General features: G+C 71.5%; 22 protein-coding genes. 12 read left to right on the top strand and 10 right to left on the bottom strand.

Annotated features, from left to right (window positions below):
* Positions 1–41 precede the first annotated feature (41 nt).
* Positions 42–716, bottom strand: coding sequence for a Crp/Fnr family transcriptional regulator (locus ACH4S7_RS11080; RefSeq protein ID WP_398520849.1), 675 nt, complete (start codon positions 714–716; stop codon positions 42–44).
* Positions 717–1008: 292 nt separating this feature from the next.
* Here ACH4S7_RS11080 and nth point away from each other — a divergent pair, with 292 nt between their 5' ends.
* The 3 genes from nth (at position 1009) to ACH4S7_RS11065 (ending at position 4118) form a co-directional block, all read left to right on the top strand.
* Positions 1009–1962, top strand: coding sequence for an endonuclease III (gene nth, locus ACH4S7_RS11075; RefSeq protein WP_398520848.1), 954 nt, complete (start codon positions 1009–1011; stop codon positions 1960–1962).
* A gap of 190 nt (positions 1963–2152) precedes the next feature.
* Positions 2153–2866 carry an NUDIX hydrolase gene (locus ACH4S7_RS11070; protein WP_398520847.1) on the top strand — a complete coding sequence of 238 codons (714 nt, stop codon included), beginning with the start codon at positions 2153–2155 and terminating at the stop codon, positions 2864–2866.
* 52 nt (positions 2867–2918) lie between these two features.
* On the top strand, positions 2919–4118 hold the full coding sequence (locus ACH4S7_RS11065; RefSeq protein ID WP_398520846.1) for a MarP family serine protease: 1200 nt from the start codon (positions 2919–2921) through the stop codon (positions 4116–4118).
* 100 nt (positions 4119–4218) lie between these two features.
* On the opposite strand, the gene ACH4S7_RS11060 is transcribed toward ACH4S7_RS11065, so the two are convergent.
* The 6 genes from ACH4S7_RS11060 to ACH4S7_RS11035 all read right to left on the bottom strand — a co-directional run bounded on the left by ACH4S7_RS11060 (position 4219) and on the right by ACH4S7_RS11035 (position 12776).
* Positions 4219–4407 (bottom strand): hypothetical protein, encoded by a 189-nt coding sequence (locus ACH4S7_RS11060; protein ID WP_398520845.1) that lies wholly within the window; start codon positions 4405–4407, stop codon positions 4219–4221.
* A 171-nt stretch (positions 4408–4578) separates the two neighbouring features.
* The gene (locus ACH4S7_RS11055; RefSeq protein WP_398520844.1) at positions 4579–5508 is read right to left on the bottom strand and encodes an alpha/beta fold hydrolase; all 930 of its coding nucleotides are present in this window, start codon (positions 5506–5508) and stop codon (positions 4579–4581) included.
* Between the two features lie 133 nt (positions 5509–5641).
* Positions 5642–6073: a phage holin family protein gene (locus ACH4S7_RS11050; RefSeq protein WP_398520843.1), complete on the bottom strand. Its 432-nt coding sequence runs from the start codon at positions 6071–6073 to the stop codon at positions 5642–5644.
* Positions 6074–6188: 115 nt separating this feature from the next.
* On the bottom strand, positions 6189–7580 hold the full coding sequence (nhaA, locus tag ACH4S7_RS11045; protein ID WP_398520842.1) for a Na+/H+ antiporter NhaA: 1392 nt from the start codon (positions 7578–7580) through the stop codon (positions 6189–6191).
* A gap of 543 nt (positions 7581–8123) precedes the next feature.
* Positions 8124–10082 carry an acetate--CoA ligase gene (acs, locus tag ACH4S7_RS11040; protein ID WP_398520841.1) on the bottom strand — a complete coding sequence of 653 codons (1959 nt, stop codon included), beginning with the start codon at positions 10080–10082 and terminating at the stop codon, positions 8124–8126.
* A gap of 330 nt (positions 10083–10412) precedes the next feature.
* A complete protein-coding gene (locus ACH4S7_RS11035) occupies positions 10413–12776 on the bottom strand; it encodes a SulP family inorganic anion transporter (RefSeq protein ID WP_398520840.1) in 2364 nt (787 codons plus the stop codon).
* A gap of 285 nt (positions 12777–13061) precedes the next feature.
* Here ACH4S7_RS11035 and ACH4S7_RS11030 point away from each other — a divergent pair, with 285 nt between their 5' ends.
* Positions 13062–14402, top strand: a complete 1341-nt coding sequence (locus ACH4S7_RS11030; RefSeq protein WP_398520839.1) for a hypothetical protein — start codon at positions 13062–13064, stop codon at positions 14400–14402.
* A gap of 236 nt (positions 14403–14638) precedes the next feature.
* Here ACH4S7_RS11030 and ACH4S7_RS11025 read toward each other — a convergent pair whose 3' ends face one another.
* The gene (locus ACH4S7_RS11025; protein WP_398520838.1) at positions 14639–15634 is read right to left on the bottom strand and encodes an ATP-binding protein; all 996 of its coding nucleotides are present in this window, start codon (positions 15632–15634) and stop codon (positions 14639–14641) included.
* A 102-nt stretch (positions 15635–15736) separates the two neighbouring features.
* Between ACH4S7_RS11025 and ACH4S7_RS11020 the strand changes: the two genes are divergently transcribed.
* Positions 15737–16567 carry an oxidoreductase gene (locus ACH4S7_RS11020; RefSeq protein ID WP_398520837.1) on the top strand — a complete coding sequence of 277 codons (831 nt, stop codon included), beginning with the start codon at positions 15737–15739 and terminating at the stop codon, positions 16565–16567.
* Between the two features lie 529 nt (positions 16568–17096).
* Here ACH4S7_RS11020 and ACH4S7_RS11015 read toward each other — a convergent pair.
* A complete protein-coding gene (locus tag ACH4S7_RS11015) occupies positions 17097–17996 on the bottom strand; it encodes an HAD family hydrolase (RefSeq protein WP_398520836.1) in 900 nt (299 codons plus the stop codon).
* Between the two features lie 475 nt (positions 17997–18471).
* On the opposite strand from ACH4S7_RS11015, the gene ssd reads away from it, so the two are divergent.
* From ssd to ACH4S7_RS10980, 7 genes are all read left to right on the top strand, one after another.
* Positions 18472–19572, top strand: a complete 1101-nt coding sequence (ssd, locus tag ACH4S7_RS11010; RefSeq protein ID WP_398520835.1) for a septum site-determining protein Ssd — start codon at positions 18472–18474, stop codon at positions 19570–19572.
* Complete coding sequence (locus tag ACH4S7_RS11005; protein ID WP_398520834.1) at positions 19569–20717, top strand: TadA family conjugal transfer-associated ATPase; 1149 nt, start codon at positions 19569–19571, stop codon at positions 20715–20717. The genes ssd and ACH4S7_RS11005 overlap by 4 nt, the downstream gene beginning before the upstream one ends.
* 14 nt (positions 20718–20731) lie before the next feature.
* The gene (locus tag ACH4S7_RS11000; RefSeq protein ID WP_398521350.1) at positions 20732–21574 is read left to right on the top strand and encodes a type II secretion system F family protein; all 843 of its coding nucleotides are present in this window, start codon (positions 20732–20734) and stop codon (positions 21572–21574) included.
* A complete protein-coding gene (locus ACH4S7_RS10995) occupies positions 21571–22410 on the top strand; it encodes a type II secretion system F family protein (RefSeq protein WP_398520833.1) in 840 nt (279 codons plus the stop codon). Before ACH4S7_RS11000 ends, ACH4S7_RS10995 begins: the two co-directional genes overlap by 4 nt.
* Positions 22411–22505: 95 nt before the next feature.
* Positions 22506–22727, top strand: coding sequence for a DUF4244 domain-containing protein (locus ACH4S7_RS10990; protein ID WP_398521349.1), 222 nt, complete (start codon positions 22506–22508; stop codon positions 22725–22727).
* Entirely contained in the window at positions 22714–23199 is a 486-nt protein-coding gene (locus ACH4S7_RS10985; protein WP_398520832.1) for a TadE family type IV pilus minor pilin, read from the top strand. The genes ACH4S7_RS10990 and ACH4S7_RS10985 overlap by 14 nt, the downstream gene beginning before the upstream one ends.
* Entirely contained in the window at positions 23199–23609 is a 411-nt protein-coding gene (locus ACH4S7_RS10980; RefSeq protein WP_398520831.1) for an Rv3654c family TadE-like protein, read from the top strand. Before ACH4S7_RS10985 ends, ACH4S7_RS10980 begins: the two co-directional genes overlap by 1 nt.
* A 727-nt stretch (positions 23610–24336) precedes the next feature.
* Here the strand turns inward: ACH4S7_RS10980 and ACH4S7_RS10975 are convergent.
* The gene (locus tag ACH4S7_RS10975) at positions 24337–26817 is read right to left on the bottom strand and encodes a DEAD/DEAH box helicase (RefSeq protein ID WP_398520830.1); all 2481 of its coding nucleotides are present in this window, start codon (positions 26815–26817) and stop codon (positions 24337–24339) included.
* Between the last annotated feature and the right edge of the window lie 59 nt (positions 26818–26876).

The raw sequence follows: 26876 nt of genomic DNA, 5'->3' as shown, positions 1-26876 counted from the left end.
TGACGCCGCGGGCTGACCCTCGAAGATCGCCCGGACAGGACCTAGCGCGAACGCTTGGCGAGCCGCTCCACGTCCAGCAGGATCACCGCACGCGCCTCCAGGCGCAGCCAGCCGCGCTGGGCGAAGTCGGCGAGCGCCTTGTTCACCGTCTCGCGGGAGGCGCCGACGAGCTGGGCCAGCTCTTCCTGGGTCAGATCGTGAACGACGTGGATGCCCTCCTCCGACTGCACGCCGAAGCGGCGCGACAGATCGAGGAGTGCGCGGGCGACACGGCCCGGCACATCCGAGAAGACCAGGTCGGACATCTGGTCATTGGTCTTGCGCAGCCGGCGGGCGACGGCGCGCAGCAGCGCGGTGGCCACCTCGGGCCGGGCGTTCAGCCAGGGCTGGAGGTCTCCGTGGCCGAGGCCCAGGAGCTTCACCTCGGTCAGCGCGCTGGCGGTCGCGGTGCGCGGGCCCGGGTCGAACAGGGACAGCTCGCCGATCAGCTCGCCGGGGCCGAGGACGGCGAGCATGTTCTCGCGGCCGTCGGGTGAGGTGCGGTGCAGCTTGACCTTGCCTTCGGTCACCACATAGAGGCGGTCGCCGGGGTCGCCCTCGTGGAAGAGAGCGTCGCCGCGGGCGAGCGTCACCTCACTCATCGAGCCGCGGAGCTCCGCTGCCTGCTCATCATCGAGCGCCGCGAAGAGCGGGGCGCGCCGCAGAACGTCGTCCACGAGTTCTCTCCTTGTCGACCTGCTCAGGGACCAGTGGCCCCCCATGATGCCGGACCGCACTGTGCCGGTCCGGGGGACACCGCGTAGGACAGTCTGGCCTTGGTGGACCCCTGGCAAGTAAATATTCGTGCGATCAATCACAACAAGTCTGACGCACTGGAGCGCCTGTTCGTGCGGCAGGGGCCCGATTGGGTCCTGATTGCCGGTGACCGGGGCGGATGTCAGTGGTGGACCGTAGGCTTGCGGAGTGTCCAATTCGCCGGTGAGAGCGCAGGCCAGGGGGGCTGAAAGAGTGTCCGCCAAGCAGGATTCCGCTGTGGGCGAACAGTCCCCGACGGGTGGCACAAAAGCCACAAAACAGCCTAAAGCAGAAACTAGTCCCGAGGGTCCCGCGCGCCCCTCGGGCCGTTCCGGTTCGCACAAGCCCGTCCCCCGGTCGAACAGACCTGACCGGCCGCGCAAGCCCGAGACCCGGCTGGCGATGGTCCGCCGCGCGCGCCGGATCAATCGCGAGCTGGCCGAGGTCTATCCGTACGCCCATCCCGAGCTGGACTTCCGCGACCCCTTCGAGCTGCTCGTCGCCACGGTCCTCTCCGCCCAGACGACCGACCTGAGGGTCAACCAGACGACCCCCGCGCTCTTCGCGAAGTACCCGACGCCCGAGGACATGGCGGCTGCGGCCCCCGAGGAGTTGGAGGCGATCATCCGCCCCACCGGCTTCTTCCGGGCCAAGGCCAGATCCCTGCTCGGCCTCTCCACCGCCCTGCGGGACACCTTCGGCGGGGAGGTGCCCGGCCGGCTGGAGGATCTGGTGAGCCTGCCGGGGGTGGGCCGCAAGACGGCGTTCGTGGTGCTCGGCAATGCCTTCGGGGTCCCCGGGATCACCGTGGACACCCACTTCGGCCGGCTGGTCCGCCGCTGGAAGTGGACGGATCGGGAGGAGCCGGAGAAGGTCGAGGCCGATATCGCCGCGATCTTCCCCAAGTCCGAGTGGACGATGCTCTCGCACCGGGTGATCTTCCACGGCCGCCGCATCTGTCATTCGCGCAAGCCCGCCTGCGGGGCCTGTCCGATCGCGCACCTCTGCCCGTCATATGGGGAGGGGGAGACGGACCCGGAGAAGGCGAAGAAGCTCCTGAAGTACGAGTTGGGCGGGCAGCCCGGCCAGCGGCTCAGCCCGCCGCCGGACTATCCGGGCAAGCCGGCCCCACCGCTGGGGGCGACGACCGCCGACGAGACGGGCTGACGGAACGATCCGTGCGCTCTGGTGCGTTGTGAATGAGGGGGTGCCCATGCGCACAGGAGAAGAGACATACGCGGGAGCGGATGCGGATGGGGATGCGGACAGAATCGATGGCGCGGGTGGTGCGGGTAGAGCCGATGGCGCTGTCAGGACGCGCGGTGCCGCTCGGGTCGATGGCGCGGGCGGTCCCGGCGTGAGCCGTTCGGCGGGTGCCCACGGGGAGCGGCGGCCCACCGTGGGCGAGGTGACCGTCACCGCCGACGGGCTGCCCCGGTGGCTCCACCCGGTGGTGCGCGCCGCGGACACCGTCGCGCCCGAGCAGCTCAGCGCGTTCCTGCCGCCCGCGAGCGGCCGGGGCCGTCAGTCCGCCGTCCTGGTGCTCTTCGGCGAGGGCCGGTCCGGCCCCGAGCTGTTGCTGATGGAGCGGGCCGGGACACTGCGCTCGCACGCGGGGCAGCCGGCCTTCCCCGGCGGCGCCCTGGACCCAGAGGACGGCGACCCGGCGACCAGCGGTCCGCTGCGGGCGGCGCTGCGCGAGGCCGAGGAGGAGACCGGGCTCGATCCTGCCGGTGTCCAGGTCTTCGGTGTGCTGCCCAAGCTCTACATCCCGGTGAGCGGTTTCGTCGTGACACCCGTCCTGGGCTGGTGGCACCGACCGACCCCGGTCGGCGCGGTCGATCTCGCCGAGACGGCCCGCGTCTTCACCGTCCCCGTGGCAGATCTCACGGACCCGGCCAACCGCGCCACCTCCGTACACCCCAGTGGTCACACCGGTCCGGCGTTCACCGTCGGGGGAGCGCTGGTCTGGGGTTTCACGGCCGGTGTGATCGACCGCATCCTGCACTTCGCCGGCTGGGAGCGCCCCTGGGACCAGGCCAGACGACTCCCGCTCGACTGGCGCGCATGACAGGCTGACCCTCCGGGACCGCCCCGGCGATGAAACTGCGAGGCTAATGACGGTGAACGTGCTCGACATCCTGTTGCTGGTCGCGGCCGTGTGGTTCGCGATCGTGGGCTATCGACAGGGCTTCGTCGTCGGCATCCTGTCGGTGATCGGCTTCCTCGGCGGCGGACTGGTCGCGGTCTATCTCCTCCCCGTCCTCTGGGACGAGCTGACCAACGACTCCGAGGTGTCCACCACCGCGGCGGTCGTCGCCGTCATCATCGTGATCGTCTGTGCCTCGGTCGGCCAGGCGTTCACCACCCACCTCGGCAACAAGCTGCGCAGGCACATCACCTGGTCGCCCGCGCGGGCCCTGGACGCCACCGGGGGCGCGCTGGTCAATGTGGTCGCGATGCTGCTGGTGGCCTGGCTGATCGGGTCCGCGCTGGCCGGCACGACGCTGCCCACCCTGGGCAAGGAGGTCCGTAACTCCAAGGTCCTGCTGGGCGTCGCCCGGGTGATGCCCCCCCAGGCGTCCACCTGGTTCACGGACTTCTCCTCCGTCCTCGCGCAGAACGGTTTCCCCCAGGTCTTCAGCCCGTTCGCCAATGAGACGATCAAGGAGGTCCGGGCTCCGGACCCGGCGCTGGTGGGCAGCCCGGTCGCCGCCCGCGCCAAGCAGTCCATCGTCAAGGTCGTGGGCACGGCGGAGAGCTGCGGCAAGGTCCTCGAAGGCACCGGCTTCGTCTTCGGCGACCGCCGGGTCATGACCAACGCGCATGTCGTCGGCGGCGTCGATGAACCGACCGTGCAGATAGGCGGCGAGGGCCGGCTGTACGACGCGAAGGTCGTGCTCTACGACTGGCGGCGCGACATCGCCGTACTGGACGTCCCGAACCTCCGCGCCAAGCCGCTGCAGTTCGCCGACAACGACGCGCGCACCGGGGACAGCGCGATCGTCGCCGGCTTCCCCGAGAACGGCTCGTACGACGTCCGGTCCGCCCGTGTCCGCGGCCGGATCAACGCCGACGGCCCCGACATCTACCGCCGTGGCACGGTGAGCCGCGATGTCTACTCGCTGTTCACCACGGTCCGTCAGGGGAATTCGGGCGGACCGCTGCTGACCACCGACGGTGAGGTGTACGGGGTCATCTTCGCCCGCTCGCTGGACGACCCGGACACGGGTTACGCCCTGACGGTGGACGAGATCGCCGGTGACATCTCGGCGGGTCTGGCGGCCAACCAGCAGGTGGACACTCAGGGGTGCGCGATCTGACGATCGTGCTCGGGCGGAGCCGATGGCCCGCTCCCCCAGGACTCGTATCCCTGCTGACGCACCGGCCCCGACCGGGCTCCCCCCGGCCTCACCGCGGGTGTCAGCTTCGGGTATGCCGGAGTCGGGCGGACATCCAGCGCGCGCGACGCCTCAGAATGCGAGGAATCCCGATCACCTGCGCCGCGTGGTCATGGCCCCGGACTTGCGGGCTCTCACTGTTGTGGGTGCTCGGCCCATTGGCCGAGCGACGGTTGCCTGTCGCGTCACCGTAGTCGTACGTCCAGCCCATACCGGGACGTCTGCCCGTGGCCCAAGGTCGGTAACCGCGTCAGGGGCGGCCAATTGGCGTATGCGCCGGGCAATTGGCTGTTCGTCGTACAAGCGTTTCCGGTGGGTACGGGAAGAGCCGTGGCGCGCGCCGGATCACCCGTTCCGGGCGCTCCCGCCGGGGGGCGCCCGGCTACCGGTCGGGCTCGGGGTCCCGGAGCCAGTTGACCAGCTCCGCTGAGAACGCGGCCGGGTCCTCCTCGTGCGGGAAGTGCCCGAGGCCGTCGAACAGCCGCCAGCGGTAGGGCGCTTCGACGTACTCGCCGGAGCCCGCCGCGCTGCGGGTCCGCATCGCCGGATCCAGCGAGCCGTGCAGATGCAGCGTCGGCACCCGCACCGGCCGCTTCATCCGGCGGTTGAACTGGATCCCGTCCGGCCGTGCCATCGACCGCACCATCCACCGGTACGGCTCGATCGAGCAGTGCGCCGTCGACGGGATGGACATCGCCCGGCGATAGACCGCCAGCTCCGCATCGTCGGGCGGGTTCGGACCGGACCACTCCTGGATCAACTCGCCGACCAGGGCCGCGTCGTCCGCGACCAGCCGGCGCTCCGGCAGCCACGGCCGCTGGAATCCCCAGATGTACGAACCGGCCCGGCTCTGCGAGAAGTCGGAGACCATCGCCGAGCGCCAGCGCCGGGGGTGCGGCATCGAGGACACCACCAGCCGACGCACCAGCTTCGGCCGCATCACCGCCGCCGTCCAGGCCAGATAGCCGCCGAGATCGTGTCCGACCAGCGCCGCGTCCGGCTCGCCGAGCGAGCGCACCACCCCGGTGATGTCGAGCGCGAGGTTGGCGGGGTCGTAGCCGCGCGGCGTACGGTCGCTGCCGCCGACCCCGCGGAGATCCATCGCCACCGCCCGGTAGCCCGCGTCGGCCAGCGCGGTCAACTGGTGCCGCCAGGTCCACCAGAACTGCGGAAAGCCGTGGAGGAGGAGCACCAGCGGCCCGTCCCCCATCTCGGCGATGTGGAAGCGGGCGCCGTTGGCCGCCACGTCGCGATGGGTCCAGGGACCTTCGATGCGCACGGGGCTACCGGTACCGGTATCAGGGGCCGTCATGAGGACGAGCGTGCCACACCCGGGGACTCCGTGTTGTCGCGTCCGTCCGGTGCGGGCGCGGGGGGCCGAAAGCGTCCCCCGGGCGGGCCGTGCGCCCCGCCGCCGCCGCGCGACAGGGGGGGAAGGCTCGGGCTCAGGCCGAGATCTCCACCCGCGACTCCCGGGTGTGCGGCTTGACGCTCTGGAGTACGGCGGCCGTCTCCTTGGTCGATGCGATCGACTTCTCCGGCGGCTTGACCTTCTTGAACTTGGCGACGGCCAGCAGCGCCAGCAGCGCGGCCAGGACGACGAACGCCCCGCCCACGATCAGGAAGGACCAGGCGAGACCGAGGCCCAGGTTGTGGATCCCGTACGCCGCCGCGAAGCTGAACACCGGCAGGGAGAAGAGCGCCAGCACGCCCGCGATGATTATGGCCACGGAACCGATGGCCCCGCGCTTGACGTCCTGTCGGATCTCCGCCTTCGCCAGCGCGATCTCATCGTGCACGAGTGCGGACATCTCGGCGGTCGCCGAGGCCACCAGCTGGCCGAGACTGCGCTCGGCACTGGTGCCGGGGTCGCTCATCGCTGCTCCCTCTCTCCTGGGGTCCGAGGCTTCTGGGTCCGGGACCCGGGGTCAGAGACTCCCGGTCCGAGACTTTTCCGGACTTCTCCGAAAACTTCCGGGGTCCGACATCAGATCATGCCGGACGGTCGCCGTCGGCGCGCGACGCCCCCGCCACTTCGGCGAGACGACGGTGCTCGGCGGCCTTCTTCTCGTAGATGTCGGCCATCCGCAAGTGGTAGTCCGGGTTCTCCTGCTCATAGATGTCGGGGATGCCGTCCTGGTCGTCGTCGCGGTCCTCGTTCTCGACGAGCGCCCGGTACTTGCGTACCCGCAATTTGAGCAGAATCCCCGCGCACACGGCGGCTATCAGGGAACCGATCAGGACCGCGGCCTTGATCTCGTCGGTGAGGGCCGGATCGTCGGCGAAGGCGAGTTCGCCGATGAGGAGTGAGACGGTGAAGCCGATGCCGGCGAGGGTGGCGACGGCGAAGACGTCCGGCCAGGCCAGCTCCTCGTTCAGCTCGGCGCGGGTGAAGCGGGCCGCCAGCCAGGTGCCGCCGAAGATGCCGAGAGCCTTGCCGATCACCAGACCGAGGACGACACCGAGGGTCTCCGGCTGGGTGAAGACGTTTCCGACGGCTCCGCCGGAGATGGCGACACCGGCCGAGAAGAGGGCGAACAGCGGTACGGCGAGCCCGGCCGACAGGGGGCGTACGAGATGTTCGATGTGCTCGCCGGGGGAGTGCTCCTCGCCCTCCCGGCGGGTGCAGCGCAGCATCAGGCCCATGGCCACACCGGCGATGGTGGCGTGGACGCCGCTGTTGTACATCAGGCCCCAGATGACGAGGGCCAGCGGGACGTACACGTACCAGCCCCGTACGTTCTTGCGCAGCAGCACCCAGAAGACGACGAGCCCGAGCACGGCGCCGCCGAGGGCCGCGAAGTTCAGTTCGCTGGTGAAGAAGACCGCGATGATCAGGATCGCGAAGAGGTCGTCGACGACGGCGAGCGTCAGCAGGAAGGCGCGGAGCGCGGACGGCAGTGAGGTGCCGATGACGGCGAGGACGGCGAGCGCGAAGGCGATGTCGGTGGCGGTGGGGACGGCCCAGCCGCTGGTGGAGCCGCCGCCGACGGTGGTGACCACGAGGTAGACCAGTGCGGGCGCGGCCATTCCGGAGAGCGCGGCGATCACCGGGAGGGCGGCCGCCTTGGGGTCGCGCAGTTCGCCGGCGACCAGTTCGCGCTTCAGCTCGATGCCCGCGACGAAGAAGAAGATGGCGAGCAGTCCGTCGGCGGCCCAGTGCTGTATCGACAGGTCCAGGCCGAGCGACGCGGGGCCTATGTGGAAGTCGCGCAGCGCGTCGTAACTGTCGGAGAGGGGGGTGTTCGCCCAGATCAGCGCGGCGATGGCGGCGATGAGGAGGAGGACGCCACCGACGGTCTCGGTCCGCAGGGCGTTCGTCACGAAGGTGCGCTCGGGCAGCGACAGCCGGCCGAGGAACTTACGGGAACTGGGCGCGGGCATCAGGGAAACCTCCGGTGGGTCGGGCATGGCGGATCACATGCCGACCAGACTTCCCGGCGCACCTTTGATTTGTTGTCACGTTCTTGACGCGGTCCTCACCCTACCCAAGGAACGCGCGAGTCACTCAAGAGGCGTAAGAGGTGTGAGGGGCACCCGGGGAGCGCGGGAGTGAGAGGTACGGTGCATATCTGGTGATCTTTGCCGTTTCTCACCCTATGCGGGAATGCGGCCGCCCGCTCTGTGGCTGCCGTCCTGGCCCCGCCTGCCGTCGCGGACCCGCTTTCCGTGGGGCCGTGTGTCCGTGGGGCCCCACGGACAGCGGGTCGGGTCCTGCTTCCGCCCGTGCGGGCCCTGCTGTCCGCGGTGCGGGGCCGTTTCGCCTGGTGCGGGACCTGTTCTCTTCCCGTACGGGCGGGGGTCCCGTACGGGCGGGGGAGCCCCCGTCGGCCGGGTATGGCGACGGGCACCCGGCGCGAGGTGCGCCGGGTGCCCGTACGAGGGTCACCGGAGGGTCAGTCCCTCCTCAGCCCTCCTCAGCCTTCCTCAGTCCTCCGAGGACGCGCCCGGCAGCCGGGTCTGGATCAGGTCCATCACCGAGGAGTCCGTGAGCGTGGTGACATCGCCGAGCTGGCGGTTCTCCGCGACATCGCGCAGCAGCCGGCGCATGATCTTGCCGGAACGGGTCTTCGGCAGCTCCGCCACCGGCAGGATCCGCTGGGGCTTGGCGATCGGGCCGAGCACCGCCCCGACGTGGTTGCGCAACTCCGCCACCAGCCCCTCGTCCTCCGACGCCGTACCGCGCAGGATGACGAAGGCGACGATCGCCTGGCCGGTCGTCGCGTCGTTGGCGCCGACCACGGCGGCCTCGGCGACCTTGGGGTGTGAGACCAGCGCGGACTCGACCTCGGTCGTGGAGATGTTGTGGCCGGAGACCAGCATGACGTCGTCCACCCGGCCGAGCAGCCAGATATCGCCGTCGTCGTCCTTCTTGGCGCCGTCGCCCGCGAAGTACTTGCCCTCGAAGCGCGACCAGTACGTGTCGATGAACCGCTGGTCATCGCCCCAGATGGTGCGCAGCATCGACGGCCACGGCTCGGTGAGGACCAGATAGCCCCCGCCGCCGTCCGGCACTTCCCGGGCCTCGTCGTCCACGACCGTCGCGGCGATACCGGGCAGCGCGCGCTGCGCCGAGCCGGGCTTGGTCGCCGTGACGCCGGGCAGCGGCGAGATCATCATCGCGCCGGTCTCGGTCTGCCACCAGGTGTCCACGATCGGCGTCACCCCGGCGCCGATGTGCTCCCGGTACCAGATCCACGCCTCCGGGTTGATCGGCTCACCGACCGAGCCGAGGACGCGCAGGCTGGACAGGTCGAACTTGGCGGGGATGTCGTCCCCCCACTTCATGAACGTCCGGATCGCGGTGGGCGCCGTGTAGAGGATGGTCACCCCGTACTTCTGCACGATCTCCCAGAACCGCCCCTGGTCCGGGGTGTCGGGGGTGCCCTCGTACATGACCTGGGTCGCGCCGTTGGCCAGCGGTCCGTAGACGATGTACGAGTGGCCGGTCACCCAGCCGATGTCGGCCGTACACCAGTAGACGTCGGTCTCCGGCTTGAGGTCGAACACGGCGTGATGCGTGTACGCGGCCTGGGTGAGGTAGCCGCCGGAGGTGTGCAGGATGCCCTTCGGCTTACCGGTGGTGCCGGAGGTGTAGAGGATGAAGAGCGGGTGCTCGGCCTCGAACGCCTCCGGGGTGTGCTCGCTGGACTGGCGGTCGACGATGTCGTGCCACCAGACGTCGCGGCCCTCGGTGACGGCGGTCTCCTGGCCGGTGCGTCGGACCACCAGCACGTGCTCGACCTGCGGGCACTTGGCGACGGCCGCGTCGATCGCGGGCTTGAGCGCGCTCGGCTTGCCTCGGCGGTAGCCGCCGTCAGCGGTGATGACGAGCTTGGCGTCGGCGTCCTGGATGCGGGAGGCGACCGCGTCGGCGGAGAAGCCGCCGAAGACCACCGAGTGCGCGGCGCCGACGCGGGCGCACGCCAGCATGGCCACGGCGGCCTCGGGGATCATCGGGAGATAGACGGCGACCCGGTCGCCCTTGTGGACCCCCAGCTCGGTGAGGGCGTTCGCGGCGCGCGAGACCTCGTCCTTGAGCTGGGCGTAGGTGAGGGAGCGGCTGTCGCCGGGCTCGCCTTCGAAGTGGATCGCGACCCGGTCGCCGTTACCGGCCTCCACATGGCGGTCCACGCAGTTGTACGCGACATTGAGCGCGCCGTCCGCGAACCACTTTGCGAAGGGCGGATTGCTCCAGTCGAGGGTCTCGGTCGGCTCCGTGGCCCAGGTGAGGCGCCGCGCCTGCTCGGCCCAGAAGCCAAGCCTGTCCGCGTCGGCCTGCTCATACGCCTCTGCTGTCACATTGGCGTTGGCGGCCAGCTCGGCGGGCGGCGCGAACCGCCGCTCTTCCTTGAGCAGGTTGGAAAGGGAAGACTGCTCGCTCATGCTCCCATCTCCTCCTTGACCAGGTTGGCCAGGCTTTCGTTGCTCACGACATCTCCCTTTCCCAGGGCGTCCTCTGTGCGTATGTGTCCGAAGCCATAGCTCACCAGCCGGAGGGCCGGGTGACAAGGGCCTTCCGATAATTGGTTTAGACCTGTCACCACGGCTGATCGACGCATCGGCCGGTGCGCGGTCGGTGGTCGTCAGCCGAGGGCCTGACCAGTGCCGTCAGTCGCCGGTGGTCGAGCCCTTGGCGGTGCGCCGGTGGCCCCTCCTCCCCTGGCGGGGGGAAGGAGAGGCCACACACTTCCACGGATGGCGCCGGGGATTGGTTCAGCCGCGCGCGTGCACCAGTGCGGAGGACGCGGGCCGGACCCGGTCGAAGACCGCGTCGAACGCGTGCTCGTCGCTGCCGGCCAGCAGATACGCCTGGGCCTCGCCGACATGGAAGTACATGCCGTGCAACTTCAGCGTGCCGTCGGCCAGGCGCCGGGCGACCGATTCATGGGCGCGCAGGTGCTCCAACTGCTGCACCACATTGGTCAGACAGAGCTGCTCCAGGGCGTCGGTGGGCAGCCTGCCGGAGATCCGCGCCCAGGAGCGGTGCCGGCTGCGCATCCGCTCCAGACTCGGCCTGCCGTGCCGCAGCCACCGCCGCAGCGGGGTCTGCGCACCGGTCGGCGGGGTGGCGAGCAGGGCCTGCATGGCACTGCACCCGGAGTGCCCGCAGACGGTGATCGAGTCCACCTTCAGCACGTCGACCGCGTACTCGATGGCCGCCGCCACCGAGTCGTCACCACTCTCCGCGCCCGGCAACGGCACCAGATTGCCCATATTGCGCACCGTATACAGGTCGCCGGGGCCACTGGCCGTGATCATGCTCGTGACCAGGCGGGAGTCCGAGCAGGTGAGGAAGGCGTGCGAGGGTTGCTGTCCCTCCCGCGCCAGCCGCGCCAACTCGTCCCGTACCAGCGGGGCCGTATCGCGCTGGAAGGAGCTGAGGCCGTCCGCCAGCCGGTGCGCCGTGGCTCGGTGGGGGCGGTCCTCGCAGTGGTGGTTGCGCCAGGGGGTCCAGGGGCGGCAGCAGCCGTGGGTCTCCGAGGCGGGCTCGCTGATCCGGCCCCCGGCCCGGCCGGTGAACTCCACCGAACCGCCCTGCGCCACATGGGACGCCTGCCAGTCGTGGAGTGCCTCGTACGCCGCGTGATCCATGAAGGAACCGTCCAACTCGACCACGCAGTCGCTGCCCGCGGGCACCTGGCCGAGCGCCCTGCTCAGCCGGGGTACGGCGAGGAACGTCAACTGGCCGCGCACCCCGACCCGGTGGAAGCCCTCCCGCCGCTCCTCGGTGATCCGGGTCCTGGTCAGGCGGTGCAGTGCGACGGCGACCGCGACCCCGATCCCGATCACCACCCCTTCCAGCACACCGGTGGCGACGACGGAGACCGAGGTCACCGCATACACCAGGAGTTCGCGGTTGCGCCGGACGCTGCGCAGATGGGCGATGTTGACCATCTTGACGCCGACGAACATCACCAGCGCGGCGAGTGCGGCCAGCGGGATCAGATCGAGCACCGGCACCAGCAGCAGGGCGGCCAGCACGACCCAGAAGCCGTGCAGCATGGTGGAGTGACGGCTCACCGCACCGGCCGCCACATTCGCCGAACTGCGCACGGCGACGCCGGTGATGGGCAGCCCGCCGAGCGCGCCGGAGACCATATTGGCCGCGCCCTGCCCGGCCAGCTCCCGGTCGAGCCGGGCGCGCGGGATGCGCACGGCCGGTGCCTTGCGCGCCGCCACCAGCTTGTCGACCGCCACCGCCGACAGCAGTGATTCCACGCTGCCCACCAGGGTGATGGTGAGGACGGCGGCGATGAGTCCGAGCACCGGTCCTTCGGGCAGCGAGGGCAGGGCGTGACTGCTCCAGGACGGCAGGTCGACCCGGGGCAGTCGCACACCGGCGATCAGGGTGAGCGCCGTGGCGGCCCCGACGGCCGCGAGGGTGGCCGGGATCCTCCGCAGCACCCGCCCGGCCCGGCCGGGGATGCGCGGCCACACCAGCAGGACGGCTACGCACAGCACGCCCACGGAGAGCGTGTCCGCCCGCAGGCCCGTCAACTGGTCCGGCAGGGCGATGAGATTGTCCGGCGCCGAGCTCTGGGGGGTCCCGCCGAGCACGATGTGGAGCTGCGCCAGGGCGATCGTGAGGCCGATACCGGCGAGCATTCCGTGCACGATCGCCGGGCTGACGGCGAGGGCCGAGCGGGCGACCCGCAGCGCGGCCAGACCGAGTTGGGCGCAGCCGGCGAGCACGGTGATGGCGCAGGTGATCCGCCAGCCGTACTGCTGGATCAGATCGGCGGTGACCACGGTCAGCCCGGCGGCCGGGCCGCTGACCTGGAGCGGCGCCCCGCCGAACCGGCCGACGACGAGACCGCCGACGGCGGCGGCCACCAGCCCGGCCTGGAGGGGGGCACCGGTGGCGAGCGCGATGCCCAGCGAGAGCGGCAGCGCGATCAGGAACACGGAGATCGAGGCCGAGAAATCGGCGCCCGCGATACGGAAGCGGCCCGGGCCGGCGCCCGGGGGTGGGGCGTGGAGCTGTCGCGGGTCGACTCCGGGGGGATCGGCCTCGGGGGCGCCGATGCCGGTGTCGTGGTTGTTTCCGGTGTTTCGGGTGGGGACGCAAGCAGACATGGTTCCCGTCTCCTCCGGGGCAGCGCGGTCGCGGAATGCGGGGGACGCGGCCGTGGGTCACGGCGTGCAGCAGCGGGATTCTCAACGCTCAGTAAATGGATCGTAATGGAGAGTAAAGAGTGCGGCATTATTTTTTGAGCAAATAGGGGAACGTTTCACTCTTTCAAGTGATTAATCCGGTTAATGCGGCTCGTCGTGGCCGCCCTCCCAGCACCTCGATGCGACTTTGTCGGCGCCATCGACGCCAGTACGAAAAACACAAAGTCATACGAAAGAGGTGGATGGATGAAGGCCGCCGCACAGAGGGTCGCCGTGGGAGCCGTCACCACGGCCCTGATCGCGGGACTCGCGAGCTGTTCCGGATCCGACCGGGCCGGCCAGAACGAGGGCGCGCCCGGAGCCAAGAAGGCCGGTGCGCCCAAGGTCGCGCCGCGGCTGATCGGCGACGGTTCCACCGCCTTCACCGGCACCCAGCCGGGGCAGCTCAGACCTCAGCGGCTGAAACCCGGTCAGCGGCCGCCGCAGTTCGTGGTCTTCTCCTGGGACGGCGCGGGTGAGGACAGTCAGAAACTCTTCTCCCACTTCCGCAAGGTCGGCAAGAAGTACGACGCCACGATGACCTACTTCCTCAGCGGCGTGTACCTGCTCCCCGAGGAGAAGTCGACGCTGTACATGCCGCCACAGCACTCCGCCGGGCGTTCCGACATCGGTTTCAACGACGTTCAGGGGATCAAAGACACCGTGCGCGAGCTGCGCGGCGCCTGGCAGGAGGGCAATGAGGTGGGCACCCACTTCAACGGCCACTTCTGTGGCGCGGACGGCGGGGTCGGCACCTGGTCGGTCGAGGAGTGGAAGAGCGAGATCAGCCAGGCCAAGTCCTTCGTGAAGAACTGGAAGACCAACGCGGGGCTGAAGAACGAGCCGCCGCTGCCGTTCGACTACGACAAGGAGCTGGTCGGCGCCCGCACCCCGTGCCTGGAAGGTCGTACCAACTTCGTACGCGCCGCCCACGAACTGGGGCTGCGCTACGACACCAGTGGCGTCAACGACCAGATCTGGCCCGAGAAGGACCTCGGGGTGTGGGACCTCTCGCTCCAGTTGGTCCCGGTGCCGGGGCGGTCCTTCGAGACGCTGACCATGGACTACAACTTCATGATCAACCAGTCCGGCACGGTCAAGGGGGACCCCGCCTCGCACGCCTACTGGGGCAATCAGATGCGGGACGGCCTGATCGCGGGATTCGACCGGGCCTACCAGGGGAACCGCGCCCCACTGATCATCGGCAACCACTTCGAGTCCTGGAACGGCGGCACCTATATGCGTGCCATCGAACAGACGATCGCGACGGTCTGTGTGAAGAAGGACGTGCAGTGCGTGTCCTTCCGGCAGCTCGCCGACTGGCTCGATGCCCAGGACCCTCGGGCGCTGGCGAAAATGCGGACGCTGAAGGTCGGCGAGGCGCCGAAGGGGGGCTGGGAGAACTTCCTCGCGGCCCCGTCCGTGGCCCCGGCCGGTGGACGGGCCGAGCCCGCCAAGCGCGGGGTGGCTGCCGATGGGGCGGGTGCGGCGGACGGGACCGTACGGAGTGGGGTGGTGGCGGGCGGGCCGGTGCGACCCACGCTGTAGGTCCTGGCGGGTCTGGTCGCCCGGCGCGCCTGGTCGCCCGGCGCGTTTGGTTGGCCGGCGCGTTTGGTTGGCCGGTGGGCCTGGGTGTCCGGTGGGCGCGGCCGGCCCGGGTTCGGTGGTCCGTGGAGTCGGGCCGGTCCGTGGGGCCGCGCCGGATGAGTGGGCGGCGCGGCCCCACGGCCTTCATCGCTCCCGCGGATCCCCGGCCGGGGGTTAGGCGGGGGGCTCGGCAGGGGTCAGGCGGGCAGTGCGGCACTCACCTCCGTCGTCCACTCACCGAGTACGAAGCCGGGGTCGACCTGCGCCGCCAGATCCGTCCCGGTCTTCGCGTTCCCCCAGCTCTCCGCGTTCTTCAGGTGGAAGTGCACCATCTGGCGGGTGTACCGCTCCCAGTCGCGCTGTTCGTACGAGTCCTCGGCGGCGTTCTGGAGGGTCTGCAGGGTCATCCGGTTGTCCGCCTCCAGCAGCTCGAAGGGGTGCGGCCGGCCCTTCTCCATCGCTCGTACCCAGTCGGAGTGCCCCATGGCGACGAGTAGGTCGTCACCCACTTGCTCGCGCAGGAAGTCCACGTCGTCCTGGCCCTGCACCTTGTTCCCGACGACCTTCAGGGCGATGCCGAAGTCCCGTGCGTACTCCTTGTACTGACGGTAGACGGAGACACCCTTACGGGTCGGTTCGGCCACCAGGAACGTCATGTCGAAGCGGGTGAACATCCCGGACGCGAATGAGTCCGACCCGGCCGTCATGTCAACGACCACGTATTCATCCCGTCCGTCGACGAGATGGTTGAGGCACAACTCCACCGCCCCGACCTTGGAGTGGTAGCAGGCCACCCCGAGGTCGGACTCGTTGAAGGGGCCGGTCGCCATCAGCCGGATGTCTCCGTCGTCGAGCGGGACCGTACGGGCGCAGGCGTCGTAGACCGGGTTGTCCTCGTCGACCCGCAGCAGCCGTGACCCCTCCCCGGGCGGGGTGGTTTTGATCATTGTCTCGGCTGATGTGATCCGGGGGTTGGAGCCTCGGAGGTAGTCCTTGATCAGCGGCAACTGCGCGCCCATGGCGGGCAGCGCGGCGGTCTGCGCGTCGTCGAGACCGAGCGCGGCCCCGAGATGCTGGTTGATATCGGCGTCCACCGCGACGACGGGCGCCTCATTGGCGGCCAGATGGCGAATGAAGAGCGAGGACAGCGTGGTCTTCCCGCTGCCGCCCTTCCCTACGAAAGCGATCTTCATGTTCACCTAGGGTAGTGGTTCGACAGCGGGGTGCTGTCAAGCGGCGTGAAGAAGACCACTCCATGGCAGGGCGTGCGCCGAGGGCGCGTAGCCTCGCTGCCCATGAGCACGAATGCCTCGCCGGCCGATCCTCTCGCCGCCCTCGGTGCGTTGCCGGGCGTCGCCGAATCCGTGGACTCCGTACGCAAGGCCGTTGACCGTGGCTACGGGCACCGGGTGATGCGGCGGCGAAGCAACGAGATCACCTCGGAAGCGGCTCTGCGCGGGGCGCGGGCCTCCGCCGCGCTCTCCGGGGCCGACTGGGCGCTGGAAGAGGTGCGCCGACGGACGGACTTCAGGGGTGAGCCCGAAGCCCGCACGGTCGGTGCGGCGCTGCGGCTGACGGCCGAGGCCGGTCAACTCCTCACCGTCTGGCGTCAGTCTCCGCTGCGGGTGCTGGCGCGGCTGCATCTGATCGCGGCGGGCGGGGCCGCGGAGGACGAGACCGTGGGCCGTCCCCGACTGGCCGGCGAACCGGTCGACGAGCCGCTGATCGAGGCGCCCCTGCCGGGTGCGGGCGAGGTGGCGGGACGGCTGGACGGGCTGGCCGAACTGATCATCGCGGGCGGCTCCGCTCCCGCGCTCGTGACCGCGTCCGTGGTGCACGGCGAACTGCTGGCGCTACGGCCCTTCGGCTCCCACAACGGACTGGTCGCACGGGCCGCCGAGCGGGTCGCGCTGGTAGGCAGCGGACTCGACCCCAAGTCCATCTGCCCCGCCGAGGTCGGCCACGCGGAACAGGGGCGGGCGGCGTACGTGGCGGCTCTGGACGGTTATCTGTCCGGGACGCCTGAGGGCATGGCGGCCTGGATCGCGCACTGCGGGCGCGCGGTGGAGTTGGGTGTCAGGGAGTCGACGGCGGTCTGTGAGGCGCTTCAGCGCGGCGCCGCCTGAACCGCGTCCGAAAGGTGGGCGGGGGAGCGCTCTGCGGTTCGCCGCCGGCCTGAGGAGAGCTGCCCCGGGCAGGGTTCCCGCCTCGGGGAGGATGCCGCTCCGGGCGGGGGTGCGGTGCTACCGGGCAGGGATGCGGCCTCGGGCGGAGTGGCCGCTCCGGGCGGGGTTGCGGCCGCTCCGGGTGGGGCGATTCCGAGCGGGGTTCGGGTGGCGCCTGGCGAGGTACCGGCCCCGGACAGGGTTGCGGCGGCACCGGATCGGTACCGCCGCTGGCATGTCCACCGGGTTACCAAGCGTCCTCGAAAATTGCCCATCAGGTCGGGAACTTCTGCCCGTCACCTGGTGCGGCTGGCCCGTATTCGACGGGTCGACGTCGCGTGGGTGCCTAGCTTCCATGCTCGGTCCGTGGGGCCTTTATGCGTTTCTAGGTGATCCTCTCGGATATCCATGGTCTCGCGGGCCGTTGACTCCTTTGTACTCCAGCGCGCGGGGAAGCGGAACCCCTGGCCCGAGTTCTTTACTTTTGGGTTCAAATACGGGCGAAGCGGTTCACGACCTCCTTCACGGTGGCAGTCGCGGCGATCTGGGCCGCCGCGCTGCGGCGTCGGCTGGCGTACCAGACGAGACCCGCGGTCGCTGCGGCGGCGCCCACCGCGGCGGCGGCCACCAGTGCGGGGCGCGGCGGCAGGGAGAATGCGGGCAGCCGCTGCTTCAGCCGGACCGGCCGGTTGAAGACGAGAATCGGCCAGTCGCGCGCGGTCGCCTCGCGGCGCAGTGCACGGTCGGGATTCACGGCGTAGGGATGGCCGACTGACTCCAGCATCGGCACATCGGTGGCGGAATCGCTGTAGGCGTAGCAGCGGGAAAGGTCATATCCCTCGGACTCGGCCAGTTCTCTGATGGCCTCTGCTTTTGTCGGCCCGTAGGCGTAGTACTCGACTTCACCGGTGAAGCAGCCGTCGGCGCCGACCACCATGCGGGTGGCCACCACCCGGTCCGCGCCCAGCAGCTCACCGATCGGCTCGACCACCTCTGCACCCGAGGTGGAGACGATGACCACGTCACGGCCCGCGGTGTGGTGCTCCTCGATGAGGGACGCGGCTTCGTCGTAGATGATCGGGTCGATCAGATCGTGCAGGGTCTCGGCGACGATCTCTTTCACCTGTTGGACGTTCCAGCCCTTACAGAGGGCGGAGAGGTACTCCCTCATCCGCTCCATCTGGTCGTGGTCGGCACCGCCCGCGAGAAACACGAACTGGGCATAGGCGGTCCGCAGTACGGCTCGCCGGTTGATCAGGCCGCCTTGGTAGAAGGACTTGCTGAAGGTCAGCGTCGAAGACTTCGCAATGACCGTCTTGTCCAGGTCAAAGAACGCGGCTGCGCGAGGCAAGGAGTGGTTTTCCACGAGCAGAGCATAGGTGCCCGCCATTCGGCGTACGCTCGGGCGTGTGGGTTTGCTTGAGAAGGCTCTCGGGTACACCATGGAAGTCACGGATCGTTCGCGACCGTGCTAACCCGGTCCGGCTCCTCCCCCCCCGAGTCGGCCGGAGAGACGACCCCCGCTCTCCCCCCCGGCGGGGGTCGTCGCATGTCCGGACGTGTTTTTGCCCCCTGGACGAGATCCATTCTCTTCGCCCTCCCCTTTTCTCGGGTTTCTCCGGTTCCGCCGACGACGGCCTTCCATCACTCTGCATCGTCACCGTGCGTAGCGGAAGGGCTGCTCGCGGGAGTCACCGGTATGGGGTACCGAGATATTCACAAGTGGCTAGTTGTCCACAGTTTTCCAGCAAGATCCACACGATTTCCCAGTGCGCCGCACCGTGATTCCACCCGCGTAGTTCGCGGACACCAGGAATCACCGATCTCGTATCGAAGCGAGATCGCTGTATGCGAGGGGTGGAGTCGTGGCTGGATCTATCACTTCCAGGGGCACGCCGGTCGGGGAAGAGCGGCGGAACCGGCCCCTGATCGTCACCGAGGACGCGGACCTGTTGGACGATCTGCTGCGGCTGTGCGCGGCGGCGGGAGCCGAGCCCGAGGTCCATCACTCGGTGCCGGAGCGGCGGGGGAGTTGGGAGAGCGCCCCGCTGGTCCTCGTCGGCGACGATGCGGCGGCGCGCTGCCGGGACGTCACCCGTCGATCGGGCGTCCTGCTCGTCGGGCACGACCAGGACGAGCCGGACGTCTGGCGGTGGGCCGTGGAGATCGGGGCCGACAGCGTGCTTCGGCTGCCCGAGGCGGAGGGTTGGCTCCTCGATCGGATCGCCGATGTGGTCGAGGGGGTCGGCCGCCCGGCGCTGACCGTCGGGGTGATCGGGGGCAGCGGAGGTGCCGGCGCGTCGACGCTCGCCTGCGCCCTCGCGGTCACCGCCGCCCGCTCCGGCCACCGCACCATGCTGGTCGACGGCGACCCCCTCGGCGGTGGGATCGACGTCCTGTTGGGCGGCGAGCGGGTCGAGGGAAGACGGTGGCCGGATTTCGCCGCCTCCAAGGGGCGGGTCGCCGGTGGGGCGCTGGAGGAGTCGCTGCCCGAACTCCATCAGCTCCGGGTGCTCAGCTGGGACCGGGGAGACGCAGTGGTCGTCCCGCCGGAGGCGATGCGGTCGGTGCTGGCCGCCGCGCGCAGGCGTGGCGGCGTGGTCGTGATCGATCTGCCGCGCCGGGTGGATGCGGGCGCGGCTGAGGCGCTCGCCCAGCTCGACCTCGGGCTGCTGGTTGTGCCGGGCGAGCTGCGGGCGGTCGCCGCGGCGAACCGGGTGGCGTCCGTGATCGGCCTGGTTCTGCAGGATCTGCGGGTGGTGGCGCGCGGCCCCTACACCGCCCGGCTGGACGAGCAGTGGGTCGCGGCCTCGCTGGGACTGCCGCTCGTCGGTGAACTGCCCTGGGAGCCCGGACCGCCGCCCGCTCCGGACAAGGTGGTCGTGCCGGGCATCGCGCGCGGGCCGCTAACCAGTTTCTGTACGGCCTTCTGGGACCGGGTGCTGCCGGGCGGCGGCACCTCATGAGCGTGACGCTGCTGGAAGCCGTGCGGCAGCGGCTCGCGGAGAGCGGGGCGGAGCCCACGCCTGCCAGGGTGGCCGCCGCCCTGCGGGCCCAGGGCCGGCTGTTGGGGGACGCCGAGGTGCTGGGCGGCACCGAGCGGCTCCGCTGCGAGCTGGTGGGCACCGGGCCGCTGGAGCCACTCCTCGCCGACCCGGCCGTGACGGATGTGCTGGTGTCCGCGCCTGACCGAGTGTGGGTGGACCGGGGTGGCGGTCTGGAGCTGACCGATGTGACCTTCACGGACGCCGCGTCGGTGCGCCGGCTGGCACAGCGGCTCGCGGCGGTGGCCGAGCGGCGGCTGGACGACGCCCGCCCGTGGGTGGATGCGCGACTGCCGGACGGGACCCGGATGCACGCGGTGATTCCCCCGGTGGCGGTCGGCTCGACCTGTCTGTCGCTGCGGGTGGTGCGGTCGCGGGCGTTCTCGATGGAGGAGCTGGTGGCGGCCGGGACGGTGCCGCCAGCGGGCGACCGTCCACTTCGGGCGCTGATTGACGCGCGGCTGTCGTTCCTCGTCAGCGGCGGCACCGGCTCGGGTAAGACGACGCTGCTCTCCAGTCTGCTGGGGCTCGTCGGGGAGCGGGAGCGGATCGTGCTGGCCGAGGACTCGGCGGAGCTGCGCCCCGAGCACCCCCATGTGGTCCGGCTGGAGTCGCGCACGGCCAACCAGGAGGGCGCGGGCCGGGTCACGCTGCGGGATTTGGTGAGACAGGCCCTGCGGATGCGGCCGGACCGGCTGGTGGTCGGGGAGGTCCGTGGCGAGGAGGTGACCGAAATGCTCGCGGCGCTCAACACCGGGCACGAAGGAGGTTGCGGCACCGTCCATGCCAACGCCGCCGAGGACGTTCCGGCGCGGCTGGAGGCGCTCGGCACCACGGCCGGCCTCGACCGGGCCGCGCTCCACAGTCAGCTCGCGGCGGCCCTCTCGGTGGTGATCCATGTCGTCCGGGACCACGCCGGCCGGCGGCGGATCGCCGAGGTGCGCGTGCTGGAGCGGGACGCGGCGGGGTTGGTGGTCACGGTGCCCGCGCTGCGCTGGCACGCCGAGGGCTTTGTCCACGACCGGGGCTGGGAGCGGCTGCGGGCACTGATCGGGGGATCGCTGTGATCGTGCGGGAGCCGATGTACGCGGCGGCGCTGTGCGCCGGCGCGGCGGCCTGGCTGACGGCCGGCCGGGATCAGGGGCACCTACGGGCGATGCTGTCGCCGGCCGGTGGTGGGGTGGTGCGGGAGCCGCCGCACCGACCGTGGCAGCGGCTGCCGGTGCTGCTGCGGGCGCGGCGGGAATGGCTGTGCGCGGTGGTGGGGCTGGTCGTCGCCGTGTTGGGGGAGTCGGTGCTGCCGCTGATCGCCGGGGTGTTGGCGGTGCCGCTGGAGCGGCGCAGGCTGCGGGCCGCGGAGCGTGCCAGCGCGCGGGCGCGCCGGGCGGACGAGGTGATCGCCCTGTGTGGCGCGGTCGCCGGTGAGCTGAGAGCCGGGCTCCAGCCGGGGCGGGCACTGATCTTCGCGGCCGGGGCCACGGACGGGCTGGGCACGGCGGAGTCGGCGGTGGTGGCGGCGGCCCGGTTCGGTGGCGATGTGCCCGGCGCGCTGAGAGAGGCGGCCCGGCAGCCGGGTGCGGACGGGTTGGCCGGAGTCGCGGTGTGCTGGCGGGTGGCGGTGGACAGTGGGGCGGGGCTGGCCGCGGGGCTCGACCGGCTGGAGGCCGCACTGCGGGCAGAGCGGGACCAGCGGGAAGATCTGCGGGCCCAGTTGGCGGGGGCCCGGTCGACGATCGGGCTGCTGGCGCTGCTCCCTGTGGTGGGTCTGGCCATGGGGTGGGCACTGGGCGCCGATCCGCTGCGGGTGCTGCTGCACACCCCCGGGGGTCTGCTGTGTCTGCTGACCGGAGGAGCGTTGGAGGCCGCCGGGGTCTACTGGGCCGCCCGGATCGTGGGGGACGCGCGGCGCGGGGGTGTGGGATGACCGGCGATGTTCCGCACGGCCCGTGGGCGGTGCTGCTCGCGCTGGCGGTGGCGGCCTGGCTGGGCCACGCGCTCATCGCGCGACACCGTGGGCGGACGGGCCGCCGCCGTGCCGACGCGCTGCTCGGACAGGAGCCGGAACGCCCCCGCCGACGGCCCGCCTATGGGTTGTGGACACGGCGTCTGGCGCCGCCGCTGGGGGCGGTCGTCACGGGATACGTCCTGGTGGAAGGGGTTCTGGGCGGTCTGATCGGGCTGGCGGCGGCCGGCGCGCTCCAGCACCGACGCGGCGGCTGGCGGGCTCTTGTCGGGCGGCCGGGCCCCACCGCCGTCGGTCCAGGTGCGGCGGTCAGTTCGGGCGGCGGTGCGGTTAGCGGTGGGGCGGTCGGTGGTGGTGACGATCACCGGCTGCCGCTCGCGGCCGATCTGCTGGCGGCGTGCGTCTCGGCGGGCGCGGGACCGCGTGAGGCGGCGGAGGCGGTCGGCGACTCCCTGGGCGGCCCCATCGGCGATCGGTTGGTACGGGCGGCGGCCGAGTTGCGGCTCGGGGGTGAGCCGTCGCGGGCATGGCGCTGGTTCGGCGAGATACCGGGCGCGGCGGAGCTGGCCCGCTGTCTGGAGCGGGCCGACTCCACGGGCGCGCCGGTCGCGGAGCCGGTGTCGCGGCTGGCCGAGCGGTTGCGGGCGGACCGGGCGCGTACGGCCGCGGCGCGGAGCCGCCGGGCCCAGGTCCTGATCACGGCTCCGGTGGGGCTGTGCTTTCTGCCCGCGTTCCTCGCGGTCGGGGTGGCACCGGTCGTGATCGGGCTAGCGGGCGGGTTGTTGAACGGCGATTGAACGACGTCTACAGGGGGTTGAGCGGGATGGGAAGTCCGGGAGTGAGCGCGGTTCGGGGGCGGTCACGGAGGCTGTCGCGCGGGCCGGTGCGGGCCGTGTGGGTGGTGCGCGTGGTGCAGGTGGCGCGTGGTCTGCGCGCGTTGCGGAGGAGATGGGGCGCCCGGTTCGGGGACGGCGGCATGACCACCTCCGAGTACGCCATGGGCACGATCGCCGCCTGTGCCTTCGCGGCGGTTCTGTACAAGATCGTCTCCAGCGCCGCCGTCGCGGACGCGCTGGGGGCGTTGATCGGGAAGGCGCTCGATGCGAAGTTCTGAGCGGGACCTGAGGCCAGGTGCCCGGGGGTGTGGTCCTGAGCGGCGGGCGTCCAGACGGAGTCCCGGGACGCGACCCCGGCCGGGCGACCGTGGGTCGGTGACGGCGGAGGCGGCGGTGGCCATGCCCGCCCTGGTGCTCTTCGCCATGACGCTGGTGTGGGGGCTGGTGGCGGCCTCGGCGCAGATCCAGTGTGTGGACGCGGCACGGGCGGGGGCGCGGGCCGCCGCGCGCTCCGAACCGGGTGCCGTCGCGGTGGCCGCGGCCCGCTCGGCCGCCCCGGCCGGAGCCACGGTCACGCTGAGGCGGGTGGGGGATCTCTGGCGGGTGCGGGTGGAGGCGCCACTGCCGGGGCCCGGGGTGTCGGCGCTGACCCTGAGCGCCGAGGCGGCTGCCCTCGCGGAGGACACGGTGGGCGGGGACACGGTGGGCGGGGTGGTCCCGGGCCGCTCGGCCGACGGGGGAGGCCGGTGATGCGCCATGATCCACGCCGGGACCGGGACCGGGGCTCGGCGACCGTGTGGACGGCCATGGCGGCGACCGTGCTCTGCGTGGTGTTCGCCGCGGTCTTGGCGATGGGGCAGGCGGTGGCGGCCCGGCATCGGGCGGGTTCGGCCGCCGACCTGGCCGCGCTGGCGGCGGCCGACCACGCCCTGCTGGGCCGGGCACCCGCTTGTGCCAAGGCTGCCGAGGTGGCCGGAGCGCAGGACGCGGAGGTGGTGAGCTGCGCCATCCGGGGCGAGATCGCCGAGGTGAGTGCGCGGGCCCGGTTCGGGCCGTACAAGCCGGTGGTCCGCTCCCGGGCGGGTCCCGCGGCCGAGCGGGGGCCACCCGGTGCGCCGGGTGGGGGTGGGCCCGCCGCGCCGCCCGGGGGCGCCGGGTGAGTGCACCGCGTGGGTCCGCCGTCCATCCCGGCCGCTCGTGGCCGTCTGGGGCGACGGGAGCGCTGGAGGGCCCCCGGGGGCGGGTTGTCGGGGTGGGCGACTCCCCGGGGCCGTGGAAGGGCATCAGGCCCCCTGTCAGCGGGAAGCCTCCGACCCGGCCGGGCTGATCGATCCGACCTGGCCGGCGCGGTTGGTCTGGGTCGTGCCGGGGCGACCGGATCGGCCCTGTAGGGGTCCGGCGATCCCGGCCTCGTCGCTGTGCTGCTCGGGCGGCGGCTCCGGTGACGTGATCGGGCGCCTGGTGACCCTCATGGCCCCGGCTACCCGGTAACCCGTGACCCGGTGACTCGGGCGGGCTCGGCCGGTTCGGCGCCCCGGCCCCCCGGGTGACGGTGGCTCGGGTGGCGGCGGCCAGGGCGGGCCGGCCGGCTACCCCGGTCGCGCCGACCACCCCGGGCTACCCGCCCCCGGCCTTGGGCTACCCGCCCCCGGGCTACCTGACCCCCCGGCCCTGGGCCGCCCGGTCTCCCCGGCTCCCCGGGCCTGGGCGCCCGGGCCGCCCCGCCTACCCACCCACCCCGGTACCTCGGGCGGCTCGGTTGCCGGCGGCGGTGCCGCTGGCCGTCTGACCGCCGTGCTTCTGACGGCGGGCCCGCCGCCGGTGTGCCGCTGCCGACCGTCGTGCCGCCCCCGCCGCCGCCCCTGATGCCCTCGCCCCAGGTGCCGCTCACCCTTCCGTCGTCGGAGGTCGTCCCGCCGCCGGTGGTGCGTTCTTCAGCAGTTCCGTCAGGAGGCGGACCGCGCCGCGCTTGTGCAGGGGCTCGTTGCCGTTGCCGCACTTGGGGGACTGGATGCAGGACGGACAGCCCGCCTCGCACTCGCAGGCCGCGATGGCCTCGCGGGTCGCGGTGAGCCACTCGCGCGCCGTGTGGAAGGCCCGTTCCGCGAAGCCCGCCCCACCGGGGTGGCCGTCGTACACGAAGACCGTCGGCAGCAGAGTGTCCGGGTGGAGCGGTACGGAGACGCCGCCGATGTCCCAGCGGTCGCAGGTGGCGAAGAGCGGGAGCATCCCGATGGAGGCGTGTTCGGCGGCGTGCAGGGCACCGCCGAGCTGTTCCGGATTGACCCGGGCGGCGTCCAACTGGTCCTCGGTGACCGTCCACCACACGGCCCGGGTGCGCAGGGTGCGCGGCGGGAGGTCGAGTTTGGTCTCGCCGAGCACCTCGCCGGTGATGAGTTTGCGGCGCAGGAAGGAGACGACCTGGTTGGTGACCTCGACGGAGCCGTAGCAGAGGCGGCCCTCGCCCCATGGGATCTCGATATCGGTCGCGAGCACGGAGACGGAGGTGGTGTCACGGGCGGTGGTGGAGTACGGCGGGACGGCCTCCTCCACCAGGGCGGCGGAGTCCGCCAGATCGAGCCGCCGGACCAGATAGGTGCGGCCCTGGTGCAGATGGACGGCCCCCTCGTGGACCGCGGTGTGGGCGGCCGACTCGTCGACCGTCCCCAGCAGCCGTCCGGTGCCCTCCTCGACGATCTGGACCGGCCGGCCGCCCTCGCCGCGGATGTCGGTCAGATCGGCGGCCCGTTCGCGCCGGGTCCAGTGCCACCCCGAGGCGCGGCGGCGCAGCAGTCCGGCGGTCTCCAACTGGGGCATGAGATCGCGGGTCGCCGGGCCGAACAGCTCCAGTCCGGCCTCGGTGAGCGGCAGCTCGGCGGCGGCGGCGCACAGATGGGGGGCGAGGACATACGGATTGTCGGGGTCGAGGACGGTGGACTCCACCGGCTGGTCGAACAGCGCCTCGGGGTGGTGGACGAGGAAGGTGTCCAGTGGGTCGTCGCGGGCGATCAGGACGGCCAGCGCGCCCTGTCCCGCGCGCCCGGCGCGGCCCGCCTGCTGCCACAGGGAGGCCCGGGTCCCCGGGTAGCCGGCGATGAGGACCGCGTCCAGCCCGGAGACGTCGATGCCCAGTTCCAGGGCCGTGGTGGCGGCGAGGCCGAGGAGTTCGCCGGAGTGCAGGGCGCGTTCCAGGGCCCGGCGTTCCTCGGGGAGATAGCCGCCCCGGTAGGCGGCGACTCGCCGGGGCAGGGCGCTGTCCACCTCGGCGAGGCGTTCCTTGGCGATCACCGAGATCAGCTCGGCGGCGCGCCGGGAGCGTACGAAGGCCACCGTGCGGACGCCCTGCACGGTCAGATCGGTGAGGAGGTCGGCGGTTTCGGCGGTGGCGGTGCGGCGGACGGGGGCGCCCTTCTCGCCGTGCAGCTCGGTGAGTGGGGGTTCCCAGAGGGCGAAGACGAGTTCACCGCGGGGCGAGGCGTCGTCGGACACCTCCCGGACGGGCAGGCCGGTGAGCCGTCCGGCCGCGACGGACGGCTCCGCCGCGGTGGCCGATGCGAGCAGGAAGACCGGGTTCGCGCCGTAGCGGTCGCATATCCGGCGGAGGCGGCGCAGCACCTGGGCGACATGGGAGCCGAAGACGCCCCGGTAGGTGTGGCACTCGTCGATGACGACATAGCGCAGGGCGCGCAGGAAGGAGGACCAGCGGGGGTGCGAGGGCAGGATCCCGCGGTGGAGCATGTCCGGATTGGTCAGGACGTAGGTGGCGTACTGCCGGATCCATTCGCGTTCCTCGACCGGGGTGTCGCCGTCGTAGACGGCGGGGCGCACCCGGTTGCCCAGGGGCGCGGCCAGATTCCGGACCGAACGGCACTGGTCGGCGGCGAGGGCCTTGGTGGGCGCGATGTACAGGGCGGTCGCGCCGCGGCCGTTCGGAGCCTCGGAACCGTCCAGGAGGGTGGTGAGCACGGGCGCGAGATAGGCGAGCGACTTGCCCGACGCGGTTCCGGTGGCGATCACCACCGACTCGCCGTCGAGGGCGTGCGCGGCCGCGGTCGCCTGGTGGACCCAGGGGCGCTCCACACCGATCAGCCGAATGGCGTTGATCACTTCTGGGCGGATGCGATCGGGCCAGTCGGCATGGCGGCCCGGCCTGGGGGGCAAGTGCTCCGTATGAGTGATGCGCGTAGCCCGCTGGGCCCCTGCGGCGAGCCGATCGAGGATCGCACCTGGGGAGGGGCGGGTTTCCCCGCTCTCGGGCGGTCGTCTGGGACGGAAATTCTTGGCCATCGGCACCGAGTGTGTCACCGGCGTGACGGACAATGGTCTCAAGGCGTCGTGCATGCCTGCTGGTAAGTGATTGAATGCCATCGCGGCTGGCGACCGTCCCCCGGCTCCGCCGGGGAGACCTGTTGGGGGCGGCCGCTCGA

Origin of the sequence: Streptomyces sp. NPDC020965 (assembly GCF_044333555.1) — a bacterium.
Lineage (GTDB): Bacteria > Actinomycetota > Actinomycetes > Streptomycetales > Streptomycetaceae > Streptomyces.
The sequence above is the reverse complement of the archived record's forward strand: the minus strand, read 5'-3'. Positions and strand labels throughout refer to the sequence as shown.

Bases quoted from the DNA above. Each gene is read 5' to 3' on its own strand.
- ACH4S7_RS11060 (WP_398520845.1), bottom strand. From the start codon at position 4,407: ATGGGCTGGACGTACGACTACGGTGACGCGACAGGCAACCGTCGCTCG.
- ACH4S7_RS11055 (WP_398520844.1), bottom strand. From the start codon at position 5,508: ATGACGGCCCCTGATACCGGTACCGGTAGCCCCGTGCGCATCGAAGGT.
- ACH4S7_RS11050 (WP_398520843.1), bottom strand. From the start codon at position 6,073: ATGAGCGACCCCGGCACCAGTGCCGAGCGCAGTCTCGGCCAGCTGGTG.
- nhaA (WP_398520842.1), bottom strand. From the start codon at position 7,580: ATGCCCGCGCCCAGTTCCCGTAAGTTCCTCGGCCGGCTGTCGCTGCCC.
- acs (WP_398520841.1), bottom strand. From the start codon at position 10,082: ATGAGCGAGCAGTCTTCCCTTTCCAACCTGCTCAAGGAAGAGCGGCGG.
- ACH4S7_RS11035 (WP_398520840.1), bottom strand. From the start codon at position 12,776: ATGTCTGCTTGCGTCCCCACCCGAAACACCGGAAACAACCACGACACC.
- ACH4S7_RS11030 (WP_398520839.1), top strand. From the start codon at position 13,062: ATGAAGGCCGCCGCACAGAGGGTCGCCGTGGGAGCCGTCACCACGGCC.
- ACH4S7_RS11025 (WP_398520838.1), bottom strand. From the start codon at position 15,634: ATGAAGATCGCTTTCGTAGGGAAGGGCGGCAGCGGGAAGACCACGCTG.
- ACH4S7_RS11020 (WP_398520837.1), top strand. From the start codon at position 15,737: ATGAGCACGAATGCCTCGCCGGCCGATCCTCTCGCCGCCCTCGGTGCG.
- ACH4S7_RS11015 (WP_398520836.1), bottom strand. From the start codon at position 17,996: ATGGCGGGCACCTATGCTCTGCTCGTGGAAAACCACTCCTTGCCTCGC.
- ACH4S7_RS11005 (WP_398520834.1), top strand. From the start codon at position 19,569: ATGAGCGTGACGCTGCTGGAAGCCGTGCGGCAGCGGCTCGCGGAGAGC.
- ACH4S7_RS11000 (WP_398521350.1), top strand. From the start codon at position 20,732: ATGTACGCGGCGGCGCTGTGCGCCGGCGCGGCGGCCTGGCTGACGGCC.
- ACH4S7_RS10995 (WP_398520833.1), top strand. From the start codon at position 21,571: ATGACCGGCGATGTTCCGCACGGCCCGTGGGCGGTGCTGCTCGCGCTG.
- ACH4S7_RS10985 (WP_398520832.1), top strand. From the start codon at position 22,714: ATGCGAAGTTCTGAGCGGGACCTGAGGCCAGGTGCCCGGGGGTGTGGT.
- ACH4S7_RS10980 (WP_398520831.1), top strand. From the start codon at position 23,199: ATGCGCCATGATCCACGCCGGGACCGGGACCGGGGCTCGGCGACCGTG.
- ACH4S7_RS10975 (WP_398520830.1), bottom strand. From the start codon at position 26,817: ATGGCATTCAATCACTTACCAGCAGGCATGCACGACGCCTTGAGACCA.